The sequence below is a fragment of the Pontibacter saemangeumensis genome (assembly GCF_039541895.1).
In the GTDB taxonomy this organism is placed as follows: domain Bacteria; phylum Bacteroidota; class Bacteroidia; order Cytophagales; family Hymenobacteraceae; genus Pontibacter; species Pontibacter saemangeumensis.
Genome location: NZ_BAABHC010000003.1, coordinates 107,493 through 130,410, shown reverse-complemented (window position 1 = coordinate 130,410; position 22,918 = coordinate 107,493). Strand labels below are relative to the sequence as shown.

At 54.7% G+C, this 22,918-nt stretch carries 18 protein-coding genes; 8 read left to right on the top strand and 10 right to left on the bottom strand.

The genetic code is table 11. The features are described from left to right. Entirely contained in the window at positions 1–672 is a 672-nt protein-coding gene (locus ABD920_RS04355; protein ID WP_345157048.1) for a porin family protein, read from the top strand. Between the two features lie 76 nt (positions 673–748). On the opposite strand, the gene ABD920_RS04350 is transcribed toward ABD920_RS04355, so the two are convergent. The 3 genes from ABD920_RS04350 to ABD920_RS04340 form a co-directional block, all read right to left on the bottom strand. Then, positions 749–2,344: an Rne/Rng family ribonuclease gene (locus ABD920_RS04350; RefSeq protein ID WP_345157047.1), complete on the bottom strand. Its 1,596-nt coding sequence runs from the start codon at positions 2,342–2,344 to the stop codon at positions 749–751. Between the two features lie 218 nt (positions 2,345–2,562). Further along, positions 2,563–3,432: a tetratricopeptide repeat protein gene (locus ABD920_RS04345; protein ID WP_345157046.1), complete on the bottom strand. Its 870-nt coding sequence runs from the start codon at positions 3,430–3,432 to the stop codon at positions 2,563–2,565. Between the two features lie 60 nt (positions 3,433–3,492). After that, positions 3,493–3,813: an HU family DNA-binding protein gene (locus tag ABD920_RS04340; RefSeq protein WP_345157113.1), complete on the bottom strand. Its 321-nt coding sequence runs from the start codon at positions 3,811–3,813 to the stop codon at positions 3,493–3,495. Between the two features lie 320 nt (positions 3,814–4,133). On the opposite strand from ABD920_RS04340, the gene mutY reads away from it, so the two are divergent. From mutY to ABD920_RS04310, 6 genes are all read left to right on the top strand, one after another. Next, entirely contained in the window at positions 4,134–5,225 is a 1,092-nt protein-coding gene (gene mutY / locus ABD920_RS04335; protein WP_345157045.1) for an A/G-specific adenine glycosylase, read from the top strand. A 109-nt stretch (positions 5,226–5,334) separates the two neighbouring features. After that, complete coding sequence (locus ABD920_RS04330) at positions 5,335–5,808, top strand: single-stranded DNA-binding protein (RefSeq protein ID WP_345157042.1); 474 nt, start codon at positions 5,335–5,337, stop codon at positions 5,806–5,808. A gap of 126 nt (positions 5,809–5,934) precedes the next feature. Continuing rightward, positions 5,935–7,206, top strand: coding sequence for a gliding motility-associated protein GldE (gene gldE, locus ABD920_RS04325; RefSeq protein WP_345157041.1), 1,272 nt, complete (start codon positions 5,935–5,937; stop codon positions 7,204–7,206). Between the two features lie 19 nt (positions 7,207–7,225). Then, positions 7,226–7,780, top strand: coding sequence for a gliding motility lipoprotein GldD (gene gldD / locus ABD920_RS04320; protein WP_345157111.1), 555 nt, complete (start codon positions 7,226–7,228; stop codon positions 7,778–7,780). A 220-nt stretch (positions 7,781–8,000) separates the two neighbouring features. After that, complete coding sequence (gene recG, locus ABD920_RS04315) at positions 8,001–10,100, top strand: ATP-dependent DNA helicase RecG (protein WP_345157039.1); 2,100 nt, start codon at positions 8,001–8,003, stop codon at positions 10,098–10,100. Between the two features lie 513 nt (positions 10,101–10,613). Further along, a complete protein-coding gene (locus ABD920_RS04310) occupies positions 10,614–12,077 on the top strand; it encodes a hypothetical protein (RefSeq protein ID WP_345157038.1) in 1,464 nt (487 codons plus the stop codon). Here the strand turns inward: ABD920_RS04310 and ABD920_RS04305 are convergent. The 7 genes from ABD920_RS04305 to ABD920_RS04275 all read right to left on the bottom strand — a co-directional run bounded on the left by ABD920_RS04305 (position 12,069) and on the right by ABD920_RS04275 (position 21,477). Next, positions 12,069–12,818 (bottom strand): glycosyltransferase family 2 protein, encoded by a 750-nt coding sequence (locus ABD920_RS04305; RefSeq protein WP_345157037.1) that lies wholly within the window; start codon positions 12,816–12,818, stop codon positions 12,069–12,071. The genes ABD920_RS04310 and ABD920_RS04305 overlap by 9 nt on opposite strands. Before the next feature lie 169 nt (positions 12,819–12,987). After that, a complete protein-coding gene (locus tag ABD920_RS04300; RefSeq protein ID WP_345157035.1) occupies positions 12,988–14,784 on the bottom strand; it encodes an acyl-CoA dehydrogenase family protein in 1,797 nt (598 codons plus the stop codon). Positions 14,785–14,882: 98 nt separating this feature from the next. Further along, a complete protein-coding gene (locus ABD920_RS04295) occupies positions 14,883–15,230 on the bottom strand; it encodes a four helix bundle protein (RefSeq protein WP_345157034.1) in 348 nt (115 codons plus the stop codon). 45 nt (positions 15,231–15,275) lie between these two features. Further along, a complete protein-coding gene (locus ABD920_RS04290; protein WP_345157033.1) occupies positions 15,276–16,454 on the bottom strand; it encodes a thiolase family protein in 1,179 nt (392 codons plus the stop codon). A gap of 91 nt (positions 16,455–16,545) precedes the next feature. Next, positions 16,546–18,948: a 3-hydroxyacyl-CoA dehydrogenase/enoyl-CoA hydratase family protein gene (locus ABD920_RS04285; protein ID WP_345157032.1), complete on the bottom strand. Its 2,403-nt coding sequence runs from the start codon at positions 18,946–18,948 to the stop codon at positions 16,546–16,548. 22 nt (positions 18,949–18,970) lie between these two features. After that, positions 18,971–19,405, bottom strand: coding sequence for a MarR family winged helix-turn-helix transcriptional regulator (locus ABD920_RS04280; protein WP_345157031.1), 435 nt, complete (start codon positions 19,403–19,405; stop codon positions 18,971–18,973). A gap of 311 nt (positions 19,406–19,716) precedes the next feature. Continuing rightward, complete coding sequence (locus ABD920_RS04275; RefSeq protein ID WP_345157030.1) at positions 19,717–21,477, bottom strand: AMP-dependent synthetase/ligase; 1,761 nt, start codon at positions 21,475–21,477, stop codon at positions 19,717–19,719. Between the two features lie 247 nt (positions 21,478–21,724). Between ABD920_RS04275 and ABD920_RS04270 the strand changes: the two genes are divergently transcribed. Beyond that, entirely contained in the window at positions 21,725–22,888 is a 1,164-nt protein-coding gene (locus tag ABD920_RS04270; protein ID WP_345157029.1) for a formimidoylglutamase, read from the top strand. The last annotated feature ends 30 nt before the right edge of the window (positions 22,889–22,918 follow it).

Here is a 22,918-nt window from a genome sequence, read left to right as displayed (position 1 = left end):
ATGAAGAAACTTACACTCCTGATGCTGTTTTTAGTCGCTGGCTTCTCCGCGATGGCGCAGGTTGAGATCGGGCTGATGCTATCGCCTACCATCACCGGTAATCGTTTTATAGCCGAGGACAGGTACAATTTTGAGAAAGAGAGCAGCTCCCTCCGGCTCGGCGTGGGCGTGGTGGCGGATTACTTTTTCTCCCAGAACTATGCCTTCAGCACCGGTTTGATCTACCGTAGCAAAGGCAGCGAGATCTCCTACAACTATACCCGCGAGGATGGCTCCGGGGCAACGATTTCCACCAGTGGCAAAGACGACATCTCCCTGCAGTACATCGAGCTTCCGGTTACCCTGAAACTCTTTACCAACGAAGTGGCCCCCGGCACTATTGCCTATTTCCAGGTGGGAGGCTCGCTTAACACCAAGGTGGCCGCACAGGTAAACAACAAGAAAGTGATAGACGGCGACAGAGTAGGGAAACGGTTCAATATTTTTGAGGCTGATGCGATCCTGGGCGGAGGCGTTGAGTTCCAGATGGGCGAGAGCACCAAAATTTTCGGGGGCATCACCTACCACCGCGGCCTCACCGACATTGACGACTATTACGAAAAGCAGCTGGGCGACAACAACATAGCCCTGAAAAACAACGGCGTTTCCATTGATGTGGGGGTGAAGTTTTAAGAGCTTCCCGTCTGCACCGTTTATATATAAAAAAGCCGCCCCGAAAGATTCGGGGCGGCTTTTTTATATATAGATGTTACTCTTCTTCTGGTGCTACCACGCTCACATCGGATAGTGCTGCGCGTAACTCGATCTCCTCTCCCCTGTCGTCCATCACTTTAAAGTCCATGATGCCGAGGGAGGTGTCTTTTACCAAGGTTATCCACTTAAAGTACTTGAAGAACCACTTCATCTGCTTCGAGGCGATCCCCTTCGTATAGTAGGTATATAGGAAAGGGTGCAGGTAAAGCGTCAGGCTCTTGTGGTTGTGGCTGGTCAGCAGGTCGTCTACCGCTGCGTCAATTTCGTCTGTCACCAGTATGCTGGCGGTGATCTTACCGGTGCCGTTGCAGGTAGGGCAAACCTCCCCGGTAATAATGTTTTGCTCTGGCCTTACGCGCTGCCGCGTTACCTGCAGCAGGCCAAACTTCGAGATGGGCAGAATGGTTGATCTGGAGCGGTCGCGCTTCATTTCCTCCTTCACCACCTCATATACTTTCTGGCGGTTTTCCGGCGACTTCATGTCGATGAAGTCAATCACAATGATACCACCTATATCCCGGAGGCGCAGCTGGCGGGCCACTTCTTTGGCCGCCATCATGTTCACGTTCAGCGCGGTGGCCTCCTGATCGGTTTCGGTATTGGATTTGTTCCCACTGTTCACATCAATCACATGCAGCGCTTCGGTGTGCTCGATCACCAGGTATCCGCCGCCTGGTATGGTCACTGTTTTGCCGAAAGCAGCCTTCAGCTGTTTCTCGATGTTGAAGTGTTCAAAGGTCTTTGTCTTACCAGTGTAATGCTTCAGAATGTTTAACCGGTCTGGGGCAATACTGCTGATGTATGCTTTGATGTCGTCATAGAGGGTCGTATCGTCCACTACTATGCTGTCAAAGCTCTCGTTTAATAAATCCCTCAAGATGGAGGAAGAACGGTTCAGTTCGCCAATGACCTTGTCATTGGGCTTGGCTACGCGGAGGGTTTTAAAGCCCTCATCCCAGTTCGCAATCATGTTGCGCATGTCCTTGTCGAGTTCCGCCACATCGCGGCCCTCGGCCACGGTCCTGATAATGACGCCAAAGTTCTCTGGCTTGATGGAACTGATCAGGCGCTTCAGGCGCGTGCGCTCTTCTTTGCTGACGATCTTCTTGGATACACTTACCGTGTTTGAAAACGGCACGAGCACCAGGTAGCGGCCAGCCAGCGATATTTCGCAGGAGAGGCGCGGGCCTTTGGTAGATATGGGCTCTTTAACGATTTGCACCAACAGCTGCTGTCCTTTTTTGAGGACGTCAGCCATCTTGCCGAGCTTATCTATTTCAGGCTCAAATTTAAACTGGTTTAGCTTCGGTGAAGCGTTCTTCTGTGTCTGCGCTGCTTTAACGTATTTGTTAAGCGTCTTTACATTCGCTCCCAGGTCGTGGTAATGCAGAAATGCATCCTTGTGGTAGCCAATGTCGATAAAAGCAGCGTTTAGGCCAGGCATCACTTTCTTTACAGTGCCCAGGAAAATATCACCAACTATATAGTCCGTGTCTTTCGACTCGAAGTGATACTCCACCAGGCGCTTGTCCTGCAAAAGCGCGATGCGTTCCCCATCCTGAGTAGAATTGATAATCAGTTCGTTACTCAATTTCTCTCAAATGGTTATTTAGGATGTATAAGACCAAAGCCCACATTTGCATAGCAAAGTGGGCCCTACTAAACGCGGAAGAAATTACTTCTTCTTATGTCTGTTTTTTCTTAAGCGCTTCTTTCTTTTGTGAGTAGCGATCTTATGTCTTTTTCTTTTCTTTCCGCAAGGCATAGTCTTGTTTTTTCGTTATATAAATAATTTTTTTTATTCGTTCGTTAGTTCAGCTTTGCCAGCTCCTCGTCTACCGAGGCGGCAAGTGCCGGGTCGTTGCTCATGGTCTTCACCTTGTTGAACAGGGCTTTCGCCTCTTCCCCTTTCCCTGTGTTTGCCAACGACAGCGCTAAATAGAAGGTTCCTTCCACGTGCTTCGGGTTCACCTCCACCAGCTTCCGGAAACGCTCCTCGGCCTTGTCGAACTGCCCGGACTGTATGGACAGGATCCCCAGGTTGAACAGCGCCTTCTCGTGGTTCGGGTTAGAGGCAATTACCTCGCGCAGCAGCGTAATACCCTGCATCGGGTTGGTGCTGGCAATGTACGTCATGGCCACGTTGGTTTTGGCATCCAGCTCCGAAGGGTTGTTCTTCAGCACCTGCTCATACATGGCACGGGCTTTGGCGCCGAGTTCCGCAGCGCGCTCCTGCGTGGTGGCGAAGGTGAATGCCTCGTAATAGGCATCGCCCGCTTTTTTATAGCTCTTCTCGCCACCGCGTGCTTTCGCGGCCTCCTCAAAGTAATACCCGGCGCTGTCGTACTGGCTGGCAGTGGCATAGGCTTCGGCCAGTTCAGAGGCCAGCAGCGTGCGGGCCTGCGTGTCGGAGGCCTTGTTGTACCTGGCGCGCGTTGTTGACAGTTCCATCAGTTGCTCCGGCGTAGCGGCCGCATGGGCCCCTTCCGTTGCGCCCGCCTCCGCCCCGTGGTCGTGGCCGTCATCCGGGGAGTGGCCCTCTGCAGAGGCGCCTGCCGCGGTATCGCCTTTGGCAAAGCCACCCTTATCCTCTTCGTTCACAACCACTTTTGGCAAAAAGAACATAACAGCTACCAAAGCGATGGCTGCAACAACTATCAATATCTGTGACCGTGACATTCTTTTTACCAAAGGGCTGTGTTCTAAATTAAGGATTCAGAACAGCAAAGATACAAAAAATTAAGAATGCGTGAGCTCTTGTATCTTTTTGCTGTTTTTGATCTTCTGGATAAAGGTCTTCGATGGCTTGAAGCTTGGAATAAAGTGCTCATCGATGATAATAGACGTATTCTTTGAGATGTTACGGGCTACTTTCTTCGCGCGCTTCTTGTTCACAAAGCTACCAAAACCTCTCACGTAGATGTTGTTACCATCGGCCATAGAGTCCTTCACCACTTTGAAGAACGCCTCTACTGTTGCCTGCACATCTGCCTTGTCGATCCCTGTTTTATCAGCAACCTCTGATATTACTTCTGCTTTAGTCACTTGCTTAGTTTTTATAAATTTAATAATAAGTTAACTCTCAACTGTTTACTATCAGCAAAGTCGCTCATTTACTGATTTTCGGGGCACAAAGGTAGTTTTACTTTTCGACAAGTAAAAGCATTCCCTATAAATTATTAGCGCCTCATATGCACCGCTTTAGCCCCGTAATTACCTGCAATATAGCTTCCGTGGCCCTGATACCCGCCCCCTTAACGCGGGCAGACAGAAATATATTTTAACGGGTGTCTACTTATATCGGTGTTGCACCACCGTTAAACATTCGCTTTCTTTGGATTGTTTCATTACCTCCACACTATCTCGCATATAACTTTACCATGGCCACTCCTGAGCAGGCACACTTTGCCGGCACCCTCCTACGCTGGTATGGGCAGCACAAGCGCGCCCTGCCGTGGCGCGACACCACCAACCCGTATCATATATGGCTGTCAGAGGTGATCCTGCAGCAGACGCGCGTGGCGCAGGGCCTGCCCTACTACCTTAAGTTTGTGGAAATGTACCCGACCGTGCAGCAACTGGCCGCCGCCCCCGAAGACGAGGTGCTGCGCCTGTGGCAGGGGCTGGGATACTACTCCAGGGCCCGCAACATGCACCACACGGCTAAAATCGTGACGGACTTGTATGGGGGCAGGTTCCCGGACAACTACGCGGAACTGCTCCACCTGAAGGGCGTCGGGAGCTATACTGCGGCGGCCATCGCGGCCTTTGCCTTCAAGGAGCGGGTGGCGGTGCTGGACGGCAACGTGTTCCGGGTGCTGGCCCGCGTGTTTGGCCTCTCGGATGACATTGCCGCCCCGGCCTCCCGCAAAGTGTTCCAGCAGTTGGCGGACACCTTGGTGCCGCCCGACGCGCCGGATATATACAACCAGGCCATCATGGAGTTTGGCGCCATCCAGTGCACGCCCGTCATGCCCGACTGCCTGTTCTGCCCGCTGCAGCAAAGCTGCTTTGCCTTCAACCACGGCATGGTGCAGGAGCTGCCCGTAAAGGCGAAGGCAAAGGCGGCACGGCCCCGCTATTTCCATTATATCGTGCTGGAACACGAAGGGCGGTTTTACCTGCGCAAGCGGCTGGAGGGGGATATATGGCAGGGCTTATATGACTTTTACCTCTACGAGAGCCCCGACAAGAATCTGCCCATGGAAGCGCTGCTGCCGGAGTTGCAGCAGGCGGGCCTGGAGGTGGACCTGTCGCAGCTCCAGGCCCCGCAAAAAGAGTATAAGCACGTACTGAGCCACCAAAAAATCACGGCCCGCTTCTATCGCATCAAGCTCAAAAAACGTTTAAAGGATGAAGTGCTGCAGGAAACAAGGCTGGCGCCTTTTACCGTGCACGAAATTGAGGAACTGCCCAAGCCAATCCTGATAAATAGTTATTTGAAAGATGCGAAGATTTTAGTATATTTATAGACTGAAACTTTTTATGCAGGAAAAAGCATTATCTGTTTCAGTAAGCCATTTTGCCTCCGGCTAGGTTGCCGGAGTAGCCCTATTAACTTTAATATTATCGTAAAAAGACATGGCAAGTGTAAACAAAGTAATCCTGATCGGAAACCTGGGCAAAGACCCGGAAGTACGTCACCTGGAAGGCGGCATCGCAGTAGCCCGTTTCCCCATCGCCACCTCAGAGTCTTTCAAGGACAAAAGCGGCCAGAAGCAGGAAAGAACCGAATGGCACAACATTGTGGTGTGGCGCGGCCTGGCCGAAGTGGCGGAGAAGTACCTCAAGAAAGGCAATTCCGTTTATATAGAAGGCCGCCTCAGAACAAATAATTACCAGGACAAGGACGGCATCCAGCGCTACAGCACCGAGATCGTTGCCGACAACATGACCATGCTGGGTGGCCGCAACGAGAGCAGCGGCGGCGCGGGCGGCGGCAATTACCAGGAATCTGCAGCTCCGTCTTCTGCCGCCACGAGCAGCGGCCCCGCGGGCAACACCGGCAAATCTTCCGCGTTTCACAACGATGAGCCGGACGACCTGCCGTTCTAACCCCATGTTTCACTAAATGAATCAGTTTTGGAAAGTTTAGATTCCGGAGACCCCCTGAGTTACAGTTTACTACAGATACTACAAAGTTCGCTTACTCAGCTCAGGTTTGAATACATCGCCGCCATAATGGTCGGTTTTCTGTTACTGCTGCTCTCTGCCCTCACTTCGGGGGCAGAGGCAGCATTTTTTACTCTCTCAGAGCGGGAACTGGAGAAATGCAAGAATAGCCGTTTGCCTTCAGAGCAACGCGTATACCACCTCCTGCAAGACCCGCGCAAGCTGCTCACCACCATCTTAATACTGAACAACGGCATCAATGTCGGCATCATCACGCTGTTTGCGTATGTGGCCTGGCAGGTGTTCGGCACCATGGCTTTGCCTGCGGGCGTAATGGTGGCCTGCATGCTGTTTGCCACGTTCTTCATTGTTTTTTGCGGGGAGGTGCTGCCGAAAGTATATGTCCAGAAAAGGCGGCTTGATATCACCCGGCGGGCGGCAGCCGTACTGGACCGCCTCGAGAAACCGCTCAGCCCACTCTCCTGGCTGCTGATGGCCATCAGCAGCTATATAGAGAAACATTATATGATCAAGGGGTACAACCACACCATCGAGGACCTGCACCACAGCCTCGACATGGCCCTGACAAACGAGGAGACCTCGCCGGAGGAGCGCCGCATCCTGCGCGGCGTGGTGAACTTCGGCTCCATTACGGTGAAGCAGATCATGCGGCCGCGCATGGACGTGGTGGCATTCAGCACCAAAATGACGCTGCCTGAACTGCTGCCCCTGATCGTGCAGTGGGGCTACTCGCGCGTACCGGTCTATACCGAAAGCAACGACAAAATAGAGGGCATCCTCTACGTGAAGGACTTGCTCCCCCACCTCGACAAAGGAGCGGATTTTAATTGGCAGCAGCTGGTGCGCCCGCCATTCTTTGTGCAGGAAACGAGGCGTATCTCTGACCTGTTCCAGGACTTCAAGGAGAAGCATGTGCACATGGCCATCGTCGTGAACGAGTACGGCACCACAAGCGGCCTGCTGACGCTGGAGGATATTGTGGAGGAAATCGTGGGCGAGATCAACGATGAATATGACGACGACGAGGATATCATCTATACCCAACTCGACGAAAATACCTTTATATTTGACGGCAAGACCTCGCTGCATGACTTTTGCAAGATAGCAGAAGTGCCTTTCGATGCTTTTAACGAAGTGAAGGGCGAGAGCGAGACGGTGGCCGGGCTGATCCTGACGCTGTTCTCCCGCATTCCGCGCGTGGGCGAGGATGTATCCTACGGCCGCTTTCATTTTACCGTGGAGTCGGCGGACTTTAAGCGCGTGAAAAGAGTAAAGATAAATGTCGCAAGCAAAAAAGAGCACTACCAGAAGGTTAGCTAAGTCACAGGTGTTTTTAGGCATGTTCCTGGCGACGGCCCTGGTAGCCTGCGAAGCAGAGTACACCCCCAAACCCAAAGGATACAACCGAATCGACCTGCCGCAAACAGCTTACCAGCCGCTGCAGGACATACACCCCTATACCTTCGAGTTTTCGCAGTATGCCAAAGTGCGCCCCGATTCCTCTGGCTTGGCGCAGCCGCACTGGATCAACATTATATACCCCAGCTTAGGGGCCAACGTGCAGCTCACCTACAAGAGCATCACCGGAGAGAAGATGCTGAACGACCTGGTGGAGGACGCGCGGAAGCTGACGGCCAAGCACCAGATAAAGGCCTATGCCATCGAGGAGTCGGAGATACAGACGCCGGCCGGCGATGTGGCCTCGGTGTTTGAGTTGGAGGGCGAAGTGCCCAGCCAGTTCCAGTTCTACGTGACCGACTCTACGGAGCACTTCCTGCGCGGGGCCTTGTACTTCCAGACAGCTACCCAAAACGACTCCCTGGCGCCTGTCATCGAGTACGTGAAAAAGGACATCGTACACCTGCTCAACACGCTGAAGTGGCAGGAGAAGTAGTAATACATTAATTTATATATCTGCCGTTGTTGGTGTTTTCACCAACAACAAGACTGCTGAAAAACAAAAGTTGTTGGTGAAAACAACGGCAAGAAGGCAGGAAAGTCCCTAGTTTATATATAACACATAAAGCCCCGGCAGCAGGCACACCTGTCGGGGCTTTTGCTTATTTTTGTATTATCTACTTGCCAGACCTTATACCCAAAGCGCGCCAAAGGCATTGAGTAATTTCTTCCATACCAAAATTGAGTTCCTGAAGGGCGTGGGGCCGATGCGGGCGGAGCTGCTGCAGAAAGAGCTGCAGATCTTCACCTACGGCGACCTCATCCAGCACTACCCGTTCCGCTACCTCGACCGCACACAGTTCTACAAGATTGCGGAGCTGGACGAGAGCCTGCCTTACGTGCAGGTGCGCGGCCGCATACGCGGCAAGGAAGTGCTGGGCGAAGGAAGAAAGATGCGCCTGGCGGCCACGCTGGTGGATGAGAGCGGCGACCAGATGGAGCTGGTGTGGTTTAAGGGGGTGAAGTGGATGCAGAAAACGCTGAAGAACCACACCGACTATATCGTGTTCGGCAAACCGACCGAGTTCAACGGCAGGTTCAGCATGGCGCATCCCGAGCTGGAGGAACTGGCCGAGGAGAAACAGACCACGTCGTTCCTGCAGCCCGTCTACCACTCCACCGAAAAGCTGAAGGCCCACCGCATCGACAGCAAGGTGATCAGCAAGATGATGGAGCACCTGCTGAAGGTGGCGCTGCCCAACGTGCAGGAGTCGCTTTCGGAGGAGCTGATCGACCACTACCGCCTGATGGACAAGCGCAATGCGCTGCTCAACATCCACTTCCCGGAGTCGGCGGAGAAATATAAGGCGGCGGTGTTCCGGCTGAAGTTCGAGGAGCTTTTTTATATACAGCTGCGCCTGTTCCGGCAGAAGCTCGTGCGCAAAGCCGACCTGCAGGGGCAGGTGTTCCACCAGGTGCCCACGCTCAACGAGTTCTACAAAAACCACCTCACCTTCGACCTCACCAATGCCCAGAAGCGGGTGGTGAAGGAGATATACAAAGACCTGAATGCCGGAAAGCAGATGAACCGCCTGCTGCAGGGCGATGTGGGCTCCGGTAAAACCATTGTGGCCTTCATCACCATGCTGATCGCGGCAGACAACGGGGCGCAGTCGGTGCTGATGGCCCCGACCGAGATACTGGCCGACCAGCATTATGTGGGCCTGAAGAAGTTCGCCGATAGCCTGGGCATTAACCTGGGCAAGCTCACCGGCTCCTCCAAAGCCAGTGAGCGCAAGGTACTGCACGAGCAGCTGCGTTCCGGCGACATGAAGATGATCGTGGGCACGCATGCGCTGCTCGAGGACGTGGTGCAGTTCCAGAACCTGGGCCTCTGCATCGTGGATGAGCAGCACCGTTTCGGCGTGGAGCAGCGCTCGAAGCTGTGGCGCAAGAACCCGCGCATCATCCCGCACGTGCTCGTGATGACGGCCACGCCCATCCCCCGCACCCTGGCCATGACGCTGTATGGCGATTTGGATGTGTCGGTGATCGACGAGCTGCCGGCGGGGCGGAAAGAGATCGTGACCGTTCACCGCTTCGATTCGCACCGGCTGCGCGTGTTCCAGTTCATCCGCGACGAAATCAAGCTGGGCAGGCAGGTATATATCGTCTACCCGCTCATAGAGGAGTCGGAGCAGATGGAGAACTACAAGGACCTGATGGACGGCTATGAGAGTGTGAAGCGGGCGTTCCAGGAATACAAAGTGAGCATGGTGCATGGCAAGATGAAATCGCAGGACAAGGACTACGAGATGCAGCGCTTCGTGAAGCACGAAACACACATCATGGTGGCCACCACGGTGATCGAGGTGGGCGTGAACGTGCCGAATGCCTCGGTGATGGTGATTGAGAGCGCCGAGCGCTTCGGGCTGTCGCAGCTGCACCAGCTGCGCGGGCGCGTGGGCCGGGGCGCCGAGCAGAGCTACTGCATCCTGATGACGGGCTATAAGCTGAGCAAAGACAGCAAGACACGACTGGAGACGATGGTGCGCACCAACAACGGCTTCGAGATCGCCGACATCGACCTGAAGCTGCGTGGCCCCGGCGACCTGATGGGCACGCAGCAGAGCGGCGTGCTCGACCTGCTGATCTCGGACCTGGCCAAAGACGCGCCCATCCTGCAGGAGGCGCGGGCAGCGGCGCAGCGCGTGCTGGAGGCGGACCCGCAGCTGGACCAACCGCAGAACCAGGCCATGCGGCGCCATATACAATCGCTGAGCGCCAATACCGTTAACTGGAGCCGCATCAGCTAGCTTGTCGCTATCACGCTGAATTTCAGCTTATTTATATATAGCCTGGGTAGATTCTGGGGATGCTTCCGCTGTTTCTTCCGGCGTTACACTCTGCCGTTTGTAAATGGCTAAAGCAGATGGGGTCGGATTTATTTCCTTCCGCGTTGAAGTTATATCACTAGTTTCCTTGGTATACTTACTGATGAGGAGCAGCGCAAGGAAAGCAATGATCTTGAGTAGAAACTTCATAGTAGATCCGGGTATGATAGGCTGTACTAACTAAGCGGCCACAAGTTACGACAGTTGCCTGGGTATTAAGTGAATGAGCAGTTTAAGATTTTGTTACCCTATAATTACTTGGTTAATGAACATGCGCAATCTATATATCTTTGTACCTTAAGCCGTCGTTATACCGGTGTGCAACCGGCCGCTGCGCGCTTGTTCCACGAGAAACAATTGTACTAAATCTCCCCTGAAACTCTGTCGCAGCACTTCTTCTCAGAACCCTAAACACAAACTCACCCGATCAAAGCCGTGAAAAGACTTTTCCTCCTCCCGCTTTTACTACTGTGCCTCTGTCAGCCTGCAACAGTGCTTGCCCAGTCCAGAACAAAGGCATCTGTGGCATTCGATTATATGCCCGACCAGAGCAAGCAGCGCTATAGCCAGCGCGTGCCCCGCAAAACAATACCGGTGGGGAGCGATGCGTTCGTCCTGCTGAGCCGGAGCGCAGCAGATGCCTATACCGTCGAGAAGTACAACCGGGCCCTGAAGCGCTTATGGACTGCTGAGGTGAAGCTGACCGGCGCTGAGACGATAGAAGGCTTCGTCGCCGGCCCTGAAGCAGCCATTGTGGTAACGCACCGTGCTGACAACGGTGCAGGCATGCAGCAGCTATATGGCCACCGCATTAACCTGGGCACCGGCAAAAAGGAGGCTGGGGCGCTGTTGCTGGAGGCCCCGGCCAAAGACCGGCGTGCGACAGTAGCTGCCTCTGCCGATGGCAACAGGCTGCTTGCCTACCGCTACCACACCGATGCCAGCCACCAGATCGAACACATCAGCGGCAGCCTGTATGACGGCAGCCTTCAAAAGCTACAGGACACCCAGTACGACCTGCAGGATGTGCCTGCCATTCTTTCGGCGGATGTGCAGGTAGGCAACGGCGGTGAGCAGTACATCAGCCTGCTGTCAGACAACATGAAGCGCCTCACCGCGCGGCAGTACACCCCCGGCAGCAAAGAGGCGAAGGTGATGTCGGTGCTGGTGGGTGGTACGTTTGATGGCCGGAAAGTATATATCATCGACTCCAAGTTTGAGCTGATGCCAAACGGAACGCTATATGGGGCTGTGATGACGGCTGATGAGGCTTCGGGCAAATACTATAGCCTGAAAGCGGTGAAGTTCGATTTTGAAGCGGGGGACATGGTGTTTGCCGAAGAGTTTAAGTTCACGCCCGGTTACCTGGCAGAAGTCAACACCCTGGACAAGCGCGGCGGCGACAAGCCAACGCGGCTGGAGGATATATACCTGACGGACCTGGTGCTGACGCCGGAGCAAAGGCTGGTGGTGATCGCCGAGAAGAAATATACGGCCGGCGGTAAAGACGCGCCTTACTTTGCCAACGAACTGCACCTGTTCACCTACGACGAGTATATGGGCGCTGCCTGGAACTCGGTGCTGATGAAGCACCAGCAGGCCCCGGCTGACGAGGCTTTCTCCAGTATATCATTCAGCTCCTACCTCGACGGCAACACCCTGCACCTGCTGACGCTGGAAGAACTGAACGGGAAAAATGACCTGTACCTGCGCCAGATCAACACGAAAACAGGTGAGGCGACGGCTCCAAAGGCAGTGCGCCTTAACGTGGCGGATGATAAGGACCTGGCGTATGTGAAAGACTTCACCGCCTGGCTGTCAGAAAAGGATATTGTTGCGGTGGTGCGGCCCAGCCGGAAAGCAGACAGCCTGCGGCTTAGCCGCATCCAGCTAAAATAGGGACATATCCTCCAGCAGCCCTTCCCTATAGGCTACGTCGGGCATACTGTTGGTGTGATGCGGCTTGTGCTTCAGCCTTTTGGTAAAAGAAGCCAGTTGGAGCATCATATGTGAAAAACCGACAAAGGAGACAATCTCAACATACATCCTGAACTCTCTTTTGGAGCCGTCCAGCACCCCCAGTTTATCCACTTTGTAGGTGTTCATGGCAGACCAGGGCATCCAGCGCACCACTTTTTTATGGCGCAGCATGTAGCGGTTAATCCCTACCTCCAGCTGATATCGCTTCACCCGCTGCTTCATTACCTGCTGCAGGTCCGTCTTTCTGATAAGCCTTTCCCCGGACAGCAGGATGTCGCTGCGGTACCACCGCACAAACCAGGGCGAGTTAATGCGGCGCAGGATGATCATGTCTATTGCCGGCTGCGTGTCGAATGCCTCGATGGCCGCCCCGATCTCCTCTTCCCGGAGCTCCTGCAGGTCGGCATCCATCAGCAGGATCACCTCGTTCTTCACAAACTTTAGCGCATGGGCGATGGCTGCCGTCTTCCCCTGGTTCTGCGGCAGCTGCACCAGCTGCACCTGCGGCCAGTGTTGCCTTATATAGGTTGCGGTGCCGTCCGTAGAGCCATCGTCCACGCATAGCACCTGTTTGATTGGTCTTATTTTCGTGATCACATGCAGCACATGCGCAATGCGCTCCCTCTCATTATAAAAAGGAATCAGACATGTTACATTCATAGCTTCGTTTAAAGGCTTAGGGTGCTTACCTCCTTTACGAAAACCGCACCTCCAAATCTCATTTATAGTTAAAAATAATTTGACAGACGAACGATACACAACCTGCATAAGGCTAAAAAGGCTGTTACCAGAAGTAACAGCCTTTTCATGCGTTTAAAGTAGTCAGAAATTAGTAAATGTACTCGTTTGCCTCGATCAAAGCAGCGGCAATGCGGCGGCGCGCTTCTTTTGTGTTGAAGAGGTCTTTCTTAGTGAAGCGCTTGAGGCCCATGAACAGGAGGCGCTGCTCGTCTCCTTCTGCCATGGCGGCGATCGCCTCCTTTCCGGCTTTGAAGGCGATATCCACGGCATCGGTCACCACCACCCGGGTTATATCAATCTCGTTGGCCACAGACGCTTCGCCTTTCAGCCCCACCAGTTTCTCCACGCGCAGCAGCGTCGACTCGGCCACATAGGTCTTGATGGCCATGTCTGCCACGTTCATCAGCACTTCCTGCTCTTTGGCCAGCGAGTTCATGTACTTCTGCACCGCCGTGCCGGCCACCAGCAAAATAGCCTTCTTCAGGTTCCGAATGGCTTTATGCTCCGCCGCGAACAAGCCTTCCTCCTCGGCACCGAAGTCAGGGATGGCCATCAGCTCCTGCTGCACCGCCTGCGCGGGCCCCATCAGGTCCAGCTCGCCTTTCATCGCTTTCTTCAGGATCATATCTACTGCCAGCATGCGGTTGATCTCGTTGGTGCCTTCGAAAATGCGGTTGATGCGGGAGTCCCGGTAAGCGCGGTCCATGGGGTAGTCGGCAGAGAAGCCGTAGCCCCCGTATATCTGCACGCCTTCGTCCACCACATAATCCAGCACCTCGGAGCCTTCCACTTTCAGGATGGCGCACTCCACGGCAAACTCGCGGGCGGCGCCCAGCAGCGCCTCATTCTCGTCTTTGCCCTGCGCCATCAACTCCTGCTCCATGCGGTATATATCCATACCGGCCCGGTACAGCGCAGCCTCCACGGCATAGATGCGGATGGCCTGCTCCGCCAGCTTATGCCGGATCGCACCGAATTTAGAGATCGGCAGGTCGAACTGAACGCGCTCATTGGCATACTTCACCGACAGGTCGGCTACGCTTTTAGAAGCCCCGAGGGTAGCAGCCGCCAGCTTGATACGGCCGATATTGAGGATGTTAAAAGCGATTAAATGGCCCTTCCCGATCTCACCCAGCACATTTTCTTTCGGCACCTGGCAGTCAGAGAAAAACACCTGCCGGGTAGAGGACCCTTTGATGCCCATTTTATGCTCCTCGTTTCCGAGGCTCAGGCCCGGGTAGTCTTTCTCCACAATAAAGCCCGTGAACTTGTCGCCGTCCACCTGCGCGAACACGATAAACACATCCGCAAAGCCTGCGTTCGTGATCCACATTTTCTGCCCGTTCAGGACATAATGCGTACCCGCCGCGTTCAGCACCGCTTTGGTTTTGGCCGCCAGCGCATCCGAGCCCGAGCCCGGCTCCGTCAGGCAGTAAGACGACATCCACTCGCCGCTCACCAGCTTGGGAACATACTTCTGCTTCTGCTCCTCTGTACCGAAGTACAGGATCGGCAATGTGCCGATGCCCGTGTGGGCCGCAAAAGCAACCGGGAACGAATGGCCGCCCCCCACTGCCTCTGTTACCAGCAGCGACGTGTTGAAATCCATGTCCAGGCCGCCGTATTGCTCCGGGATGGACACCGCGAACAGCCCTAGCTCCCCTGCTTTTTTCATTAGGTTTTCCATCAGGCCTTCCTCATGGTTATCCAGCCGATCCAGCAGCGGGTACACCTCCTCGCGCACAAAATCACGGCAGGTCTGCGCCATCATCTCCTGCTCCTCATTAAACTCGGCAGGTATAAATACATCCTGCGGGCTGGTTTCCTTTATCAGGAACTCACCGCCTTTGATGGCAGCGGTTTTATTTTCTGTTGTATTTGCCATTTTCTTGTCTTTTATCTTTATCGTATCACGACACACGTATCAGGTAGCACGACTTTTTTATTCTTGTATTAATCAGCACATACCGTATGGTGCGATCTCTATAATTTGTTAATTAATCCATTCAACATTTTCTGCACGTCTGCTATCTGTTGCATGAGCTTTAGGTTATCGTCCTCGTTTACAAATCCGAAGGCTTCTGCTAAAATCATTTGTGTCTCAATTTCAAAAGCGGAGCCCAGAGCTATTTTCAGAAACTGTGCAAATTCTTTATTCGACCCTCTGCCAGAACCTTCTGCAATATTAGAGGGAACGGACACAGCCGCACGATTAACCTGGGATTTCAGTCCATACTTTTCGTCAGGCGGAAATTGAGCAGAGGTTTTATATACCAGCTTTGCCAACTCAATCGCCTCTTTCCACACTCTCAGTTCTTTGAAGTTATGCATGAGAAAAGTCGTGCTGCGTGATACGTGTGTCGTGATACAAAAACGCTATTTCAAAAATTCATATATCCCCGCCACACCCTGGCCGCCGCCGACGCAGGCCGTCACGATGCCGTGTTTCTTGCCCAGGCGGCGAAGCTCGCTAAACTGCTGCACGCTGAGCTTGGCACCGGAGCAGCCCAACGGGTGCCCTAACGCGATAGCGCCTCCGCTGATGTTCAGCTTGTCCGGATCAAAGTCGAGGTGGCGCATCACGGCGATGGACTGCGCGGCAAAGGCCTCGTTCATCTCGATCAGGTCGATGTCGTTCAGGGTCATGCCTGCCTGCTTTAGCACCTTCGGCACGGCGGCAATCGGCCCCATGCCCATGATGCGCGGGTCCACGCCGCCGGTGGCATATGCCACGAGGCGCGCAATGGGCTCCAGGTTTAGCTCTTTCACCATGCGCTCGCTCATCACGATCACAAAGGCAGCGCCGTCGGAGGTCTGGGAGGAGTTACCCGCTGTTACCGTGCCGCCTGCCGCAAACACCGGCTTCAGCCTGGCCAGTTTCTCCAGCGAGGTATCCGCGCGCGGGCCTTCGTCAGTGTCTACTACATAGCTTCTGGTTTTCTTTTTCCCATTCTCGTCCAGATAAGTTTCCTCCACCGTGATCGGCACGATCTGCTCTTTAAAGTAGCCTTTTTCGATGGCATTCAGGGCTTTCTGGTGCGACTTCAGCGCAAACTCGTCCTGGTCTTCACGTGAAACATTGTAATCGCTGGCCACCGCCTCTGCGGTAAGGCCCATGCTCAGGTACCAGTCCGGGTTGTTCCTGGCGATCTTGTAGTTCGGCGCGGTTTTCCAGCCGGCCGTCGGCACCATTGACATCGATTCCGTGCCCCCCGCCACAATGCACTCGGCCATACCGGCCTGTATCCGATTGGCGGCGATGGCGATGGTTTCGAGTCCGGAGCCGCAGTAGCGGTTCACCGTCATGCCGCTCACCGACATCGGCAGTGCCAGCAGCGAGATCATACGCCCGATCTGCAGGCCCTGCTCGGCCTCCGGCACGGCGTTGCCCACAATCAGGTCGTCCACGCGCTCCGGGTCCAGGGCGGGCACTGTGCTGATAAGATGCTTGATGACTTCTGCCGCCAGGTCATCGGGCCTCATGAACCGGAAAACGCCACGGGGCGCCTTGCCTACTGCGCTGCGAAACCCGGCTACGATATATGCATTGTTCATATTTTCTAATTGCTAAACTGTTAAATGGTTGCTTGTTGATTCCTCTTTTTGTTTCTCAAGAGTACCATCATGACCCATTATTCATTAGTCCTTAATTTCTCAGCGGCTTGCCTGTAGTCAGGATGCTCTGGATGCGCTCCAGCGTCTTGCGCTCGCCTGTCAGCGACAGGAAGGTCTCGCGCTCCAGGTCCAGCAGGTACTGCTCGCTCACCTCTGTTGGGGCAGACAGGTCGCCGCCGCACATGACGTAAGCCAGCTTCTCCGAAATTTTCTTGTCGTGCTCAGAGATATAGCGGCCCGTGTACATGGCATTGGCACCGGTCAGGAACATGCCTAACGCACCTTTCCCCTGTACCTTGACATCCGTGCGCTGCACTGGCTTGGTATAGCCGTTCTCAGCCAGCAGTATCGCCTGTGCCTTGGCATCGGCCAGCAGGCGGTTGCTGTTGATGGTGATGCCCGCGCTCTTGTGCAGGTAACCCAGGTCAATGGCTTCTTTGGCCGAGGTAGAGACTTTGGCCATCCCAATGGTCAGGAACACGTTTTTCAGGTCGTTGTACTCAATGTCGCCTTCGGTATAAAGATCGGTAGCCCGCAGCGTCATTTCCTTTGTGCCGCCGCCGCCCGGGATCAGGCCCACGCCAAATTCCACCAGTCCCATATAGGTTTCGGCGGCGGCCTGCACGTGGTCGCAGTGCAGATTCAGTTCGCAGCCGCCGCCGAGCGCAAGGCCGTGCGGCGCGCCCACTACCGGTATCGCTGAGTAACGCATGCGCATCATGGTGTCCTGGAACTGCTTGATCATGAAATTGATCTCGTCATACTCCTGCTCCAGCGCAGACATATAGATCAGCGCCAGGTTGGCGCCTGCCGAGAAGTTGGCCCCGTCGTTGCCGACCACCATGCCACGGAAATCCTTCTCCGCCAGCTCGATCCCTTTGTTCAGGCCGGCAATCACGTCGCCGCCCAGCGTGTTCATCTTGCTGTGGAACTCCACGTTCAGGATGCCGTCCCCCAGGTCAATCAGGCTGGCGCCGCTGTTTTTCCACACTGTCCTGCTTCCGCGCAGGTTATCCAGTATGATAAAGTTCTCGGCCCCCGGTATGGTTTTGTAATCTTTTGTCTGGATGTCGTAGTAGCGTCGCTTGCCGTTCTCCACGATATAAAAGGACTCCTTCTGATGCTCCAGCATGTCCGTCACCCATGGCGCCGGCTCATACCCTGCCTCTATCATGCGCTGCACGCCCTCACGGGCACCGATGGCGTCCCAGTACTCGAACGGCCCCAACTCCCAGCCAAAGCCGGCACGCAGGGCATCGTCTATCCTATATAGCTCGTCAGAGATCTCCGGGATGCGGTTGCTTACATACTGGAACAGGCCGAACAGCGTCTCGTTAAAGAACTGTGCGGCTTTGTCGGTCTGGGCGGAGAAGGCTTTGACGCGCTTTCTCAAATCATCAATGGGCTTCAGCGCCTCCAGGCTCTGGAACTTCACCTTCTGCTTCGGCCCGTACGCCATGGTGTTAAGGTCCAGCGTCAGGATTTCGGTTTTGCCCTTCGCGTCTTTTGTCTTTTTGTAGAAGCCCTGGCCAGTCTTATCGCCCAGCCACTTCTGCTCCACCATCTGCTGCACATACCCTGGTATCTGGAACAGGTCTCTCGACTCGTCCTTCTCCCCCGCCTGGTACAGGCCGTTGGCTACGTTCACGGTGGTGTCGAGCCCCACCACATCCAGCGTCCGGAAGGTGGCCGACTTCGGGCGGCCGACCATCGGGCCGGTTATTCTGTCAACCTCATCTATCGTCAAACCGGTTTTCTCCATGGCCTTCAGCGTTTGCATGATGCCATATATACCCACGCGGTTCGCGATGAATGCCGGCGTGTCTTTGGCAAGCACGGTGGTCTTGCCCAGATATAAATCGCCGTAGTGCATCAGGAAGTCAACCACTTCCCTGTCTGTTTCCGGGGTCGGGATGATCTCGAGCAGTTTGAGGTAGCGCGGCGGGTTAAAGAAGTGCGTGCCGCAGAAATGCTTCCTGAAGTCGTCGGAGCGCCCGTCCAGCATCAGGTGGATCGGGATGCCCGAGGTGTTGGAGGAGATAAGCGTGCCCGGCTTACGGTGCTGCTCCACCTGGTCGTACACCAGTTTCTTTATCTTCAGGTTCTCCACCACCACTTCAATAGTCCAGTCGGCGGTGGCGATGTCCTTCATGTTGTCGTCGAAGTTGCCTGTTTTGATGAGGCGGGCATCGGACTTGCGGTACAGCGGCGACGGATTGGCATTGATGGCTGCCTGCAGGTGGCCGTCCACAAGGCGGTTGCGCACGGCTTTGCTCTCCAGCGTCAGGCCCTTCTTCTCTTCCTCCGGGGTCAGCTCCTTCGGTACGATGTCGAGCAGCAGCACCTGCACGCCGATGTTGGCGAAGTGGCAGGCAATCCTGGAGCCCATCACGCCCGAGCCCAGCACCGCTACTTTATTGATTATCCTTTTCATAGAATGGAATTTTGTCTGGGATTTAAAAGATCTCCTTATTCTCTATCATGCCCATGATGCGGCCGCACACTTTAAAGAAAACGTCCAGTTCTTCCTGCGGCACCTCCTGGCGCACCTTGTTGTTGAAGTGCTTCACCGTTTGCCGCGATATCTCCTTTTTCTCCAGGCCCTTCTCTGTCAGAAAGATGCGCACGAGGCGCTTGTCCCGCTCATCCGACACTTTGTGTATAAGCCCATGCTCCTCCATGCTTTTGAGGATGCGGGTCAGGCTACGGGCCTCCAGACCAAGCAGCGGCGCTATTTTGGTGGCGGGCGTGCCTGTTTCCTGGTTGATGTTCAGCAAGACAAACCCGATGGAAGTGGTGATGTCGGCTTTGGCAGCCTCAATATTATACATACGCGAGATGGCATGCCAACATACCTTAAAGTTGTAATCGACTGTTTCTTCTGGCTTCATGGAGTGTCAGTGATGTATACCAAATATACAAAAATATGTTATGCTTGCATACTACTTTCGAAAAACTTTAGCTGCATGCATAAATTTTACTACGTTGGTTTCGTGAAAGGATATAGGTAAATGGCCATGAAATAGTATTCCATATAAGCTAAAAATCACCTGCCAGTCAGGCAGGTGATTTTTAGCTTATATGGAATCTCGTAGCCTTCTTGCTTAAGTGGCGAAGAATTGCTCAAACGCACGCAGGAACAGCGCATGCTCCGGGGCCGCTTCTCCAGTTTCAATGTCAAGAGTTATAGATAAATTACATATTAAAACATGCTTTCGATCAGCGCCTTGTGGTTCTCCGTAATTGCCTTGCGCTTTACCTTCAGGGTTGGGGTCAGTTCGCCGGATTCTACGGTCCACATGTTTGGCACCAGCTTAAACTTTTTAATGGTTTCGAACTGCGCCAGCCCTTGGTTGGTTTTCTCCACCTCCCGCTTGAACTTTTCCTGCACCTCCGGGTGGGCGAGCATTTCCTCGTTGGTGGTATAGGGGATGCCTTTGTGGGAGCACCAGTCCTGTAGGCCCGGGAACGAAGGCACGATGAGCGCCGCCGCGTACTTCTGCCCGGAGCCGACCACCATCACCTGCTCTATCACCACCGACTCTTTCAGTTTGTTCTCGATGGGCTGCGGCGCCACGTACTTGCCACCCGAGGTTTTGAACATCTCCTTCTTCCGGTCCGTTATTTTCAGGTATTTACCCTCTACCATCTCCCCAATGTCGCCGGTGTGGAACCAGCCGTCCTTGTCGATCACCTCGTCCGTCAGGTCCGGCTTTTTGTAGTAGCCTTTCATCACGTGCGGCCCGCGGGTCAGGATCTCCCCGTCCTCGGGTGCTATTTTCACCTCTACCCCGTCAATAGGCGCGCCTACCGTCCCGATCATGTTGTCCTCCGGCTCAAACCGGTTCACCGCGATCACGGGGGAAGTTTCTGTCAGGCCGTAGCCCTCCATCACGCGTATGTTGGCCGCCCAGAATACCCGCGCCAGCCGCGGCTGCAGGGCCGCCCCCCCAGAAACGATCACTTTGATGTTGCCCCCCAGCGCCTCCCGCCACTTACTGAAGATAATCTTGTTTGCCATTGCCAGTTGCTGGTTATAGAACCAGCCCTGGTCTTTCTGCGTGTCGTATTTCAGGCCGAGTTCCAGCGCCCAGAAGAAAAGCCTGCGCTTCACACCCGTCAGTTCCATGCCGGTGGCCACGATCTTGTCATACACCTTCTCCAGCAGGCGCGGCACCGTGGTGAATATATGCGGCTTCACCTCCTTCAGGTTGTCAGACACCCGCTCAATGCTCTCGGCATAGTAGATAGAGACCCCGATCCTGAAGTACAGGTACAGCAGCATGCGCTCGAACACGTGGCAAAGCGGCAGGAAACTCAGCGCCCGGTGCGTGTGGTTCACAGGCACGATCGGTAGCACGCCCAGCACATTGCTCACCAGGTTGTGATGCGTCAGCATCACGCCCTTGGGGTTGCCCGTGGTGCCGGAAGTATAGATGATCGTGAGCACATCCTCCGGCTTCACGGCCGCCTTCAACGGCTCCAGCCGCTGCACATCGTCGCCCTTGCCCAGTTCCAGCATTTCTTTCCAGTACCTGGCGCCCTTCACCTCATCAAAGGTGTAGATCTCAAGCAGGCCGGGCATGCCTTCCGTGGCCGCCACCACCCGGTTATACAGCGAGGCATCGGCCACGAAAATAGCTTTCACCTCAGCGTCATTCAGGATGTAGCGGTAATCCTCCACCGTGATGGTGGGGTACAGCGGCACACTGATGGCGCCAATCTGCTGAATCCCGAAGTCAACAAACACCCACTCCGGGCGGTTGAAGGAGATAATAGCGACCTTGTCGTCCTTCCCTATCCCGAGCTTCAGCAGGCCGAGACTCACCTGGTCGGCATAGTCGTGCACGTCTTTTGTGCTGTGCTTTTGCCAGGTGCCGTTCACTTTGGCAGCCAGGCAGTCGGGCTTTGGGTTGTGCTGCTGCTGGAAGGGTAAAAGGTCAAAAGTTCGGGTAATGTTCATGGCGTGGTGGTTTGGCAGATCAGTTATATATAAAAGCGCCGGCTATGGGCAGAAAATGCGCCTCGGCACCTCAAATGTGCGTGTTATATATGCATTTTAACTATTTTTTTGAATTCTGCCACGCTTCCCGGCACAAATATTTCCTGCCAATTATATTTACGGACATCAATTTTATTTCCCGATGTGGGCGCCGCCGCCCTGCCTGAAACCAAATTTTAAGTATTTTTGGTTTTTCCGGATAAACGCTATGAACCTGTCTATCTTTTTTGAGCCACTGAACGAAGACGTATATGCCGCGTTGAACAAGCCGCGCACGCTGGGCTTTTACACCAGCCGCTTCGTGAGCAAGTTCCCCGACTGGCGAAGCGCCGACATCGCACTGCTCGGCGTGAACGAGACAAGGGGCTGCAAAGAGGAGGCGCCAGCGCCTGCCGCAGCCAGTTCGGCGGCACGCGCGGTGCGCCAGCGCCTGTACAGCCTGACAAAGGGCGCAGGCCGCTGCCGGCTGGTGGACTTAGGCAACCTGCGCCCCGGCATCACGCTGGAGGACACGTACCTGCGGCTGCGGGAGATTGTGGAAGTGATGATCTCGCATAACACCATTCCCATCATCATCGGCGGCTCGCAGGACCTGGAGTACGGACAGTACCTGGGCTACGAGCACCTGGAGCGCGTGGTGAACATGGTGACCATCGACAGCAGCGTGGACATGACAGAGGACCCCGAGGCCACCCCCAACAAGAAGCAGCTGCGCCGGATCCTGATGCACGAGCCAAATTACCTGTTCAGCCTGGGCCAGATCGGTTACCAGTCGTACCTGGTGGAGCCGGAGGTGATGGCGACGCTGGAGAAACTGCACTTCGAGGCCTACCGGGTGGGCGAGGTGCACCACAAGGTGCAGGAGATGGAGCCGGTGGTGCGCGTCGCCGACCTGCTCTCGTTCGACATATCGGCCATCCGCCACCAGGACGCGCCCGGCTACCAGCCGGCCAACCCCTTCGGGCTTACCGGCGAGGAGGCCTGCCAGCTTTGCTGGTACGCCGGCCTGAACGATAACCTGACATCGCTGGGCATATATGAATATGACCCTGCACTGGACAAGCGCAGCCTGACGGCCATGACCATCGCCACTATGATCTGGTACTTTGTGGAAGGCTTCTATCACCGGAAAAACGAGCTGGACTTCAGCAGCAAGCAGTTCACCAAATACGCCGTGACGTTCAACACGGACAACCCCGACCGGATGATCTTTTACAAGAGCAGGAACGGCGAGAAATGGTGGCTGGAGGTGGAGCCGCTCAGCAGCGAAAAAGCAAGCCGCATCGTGCCCTGCAGCTACGAAGACTACCTGCAGGCCATAGAGGGTGAGGTGCCCAACCGCTGGATTATGACGCAGGCGCGGATCGGATGATTCGGAAATATGAGGATATGGGAAGATTAA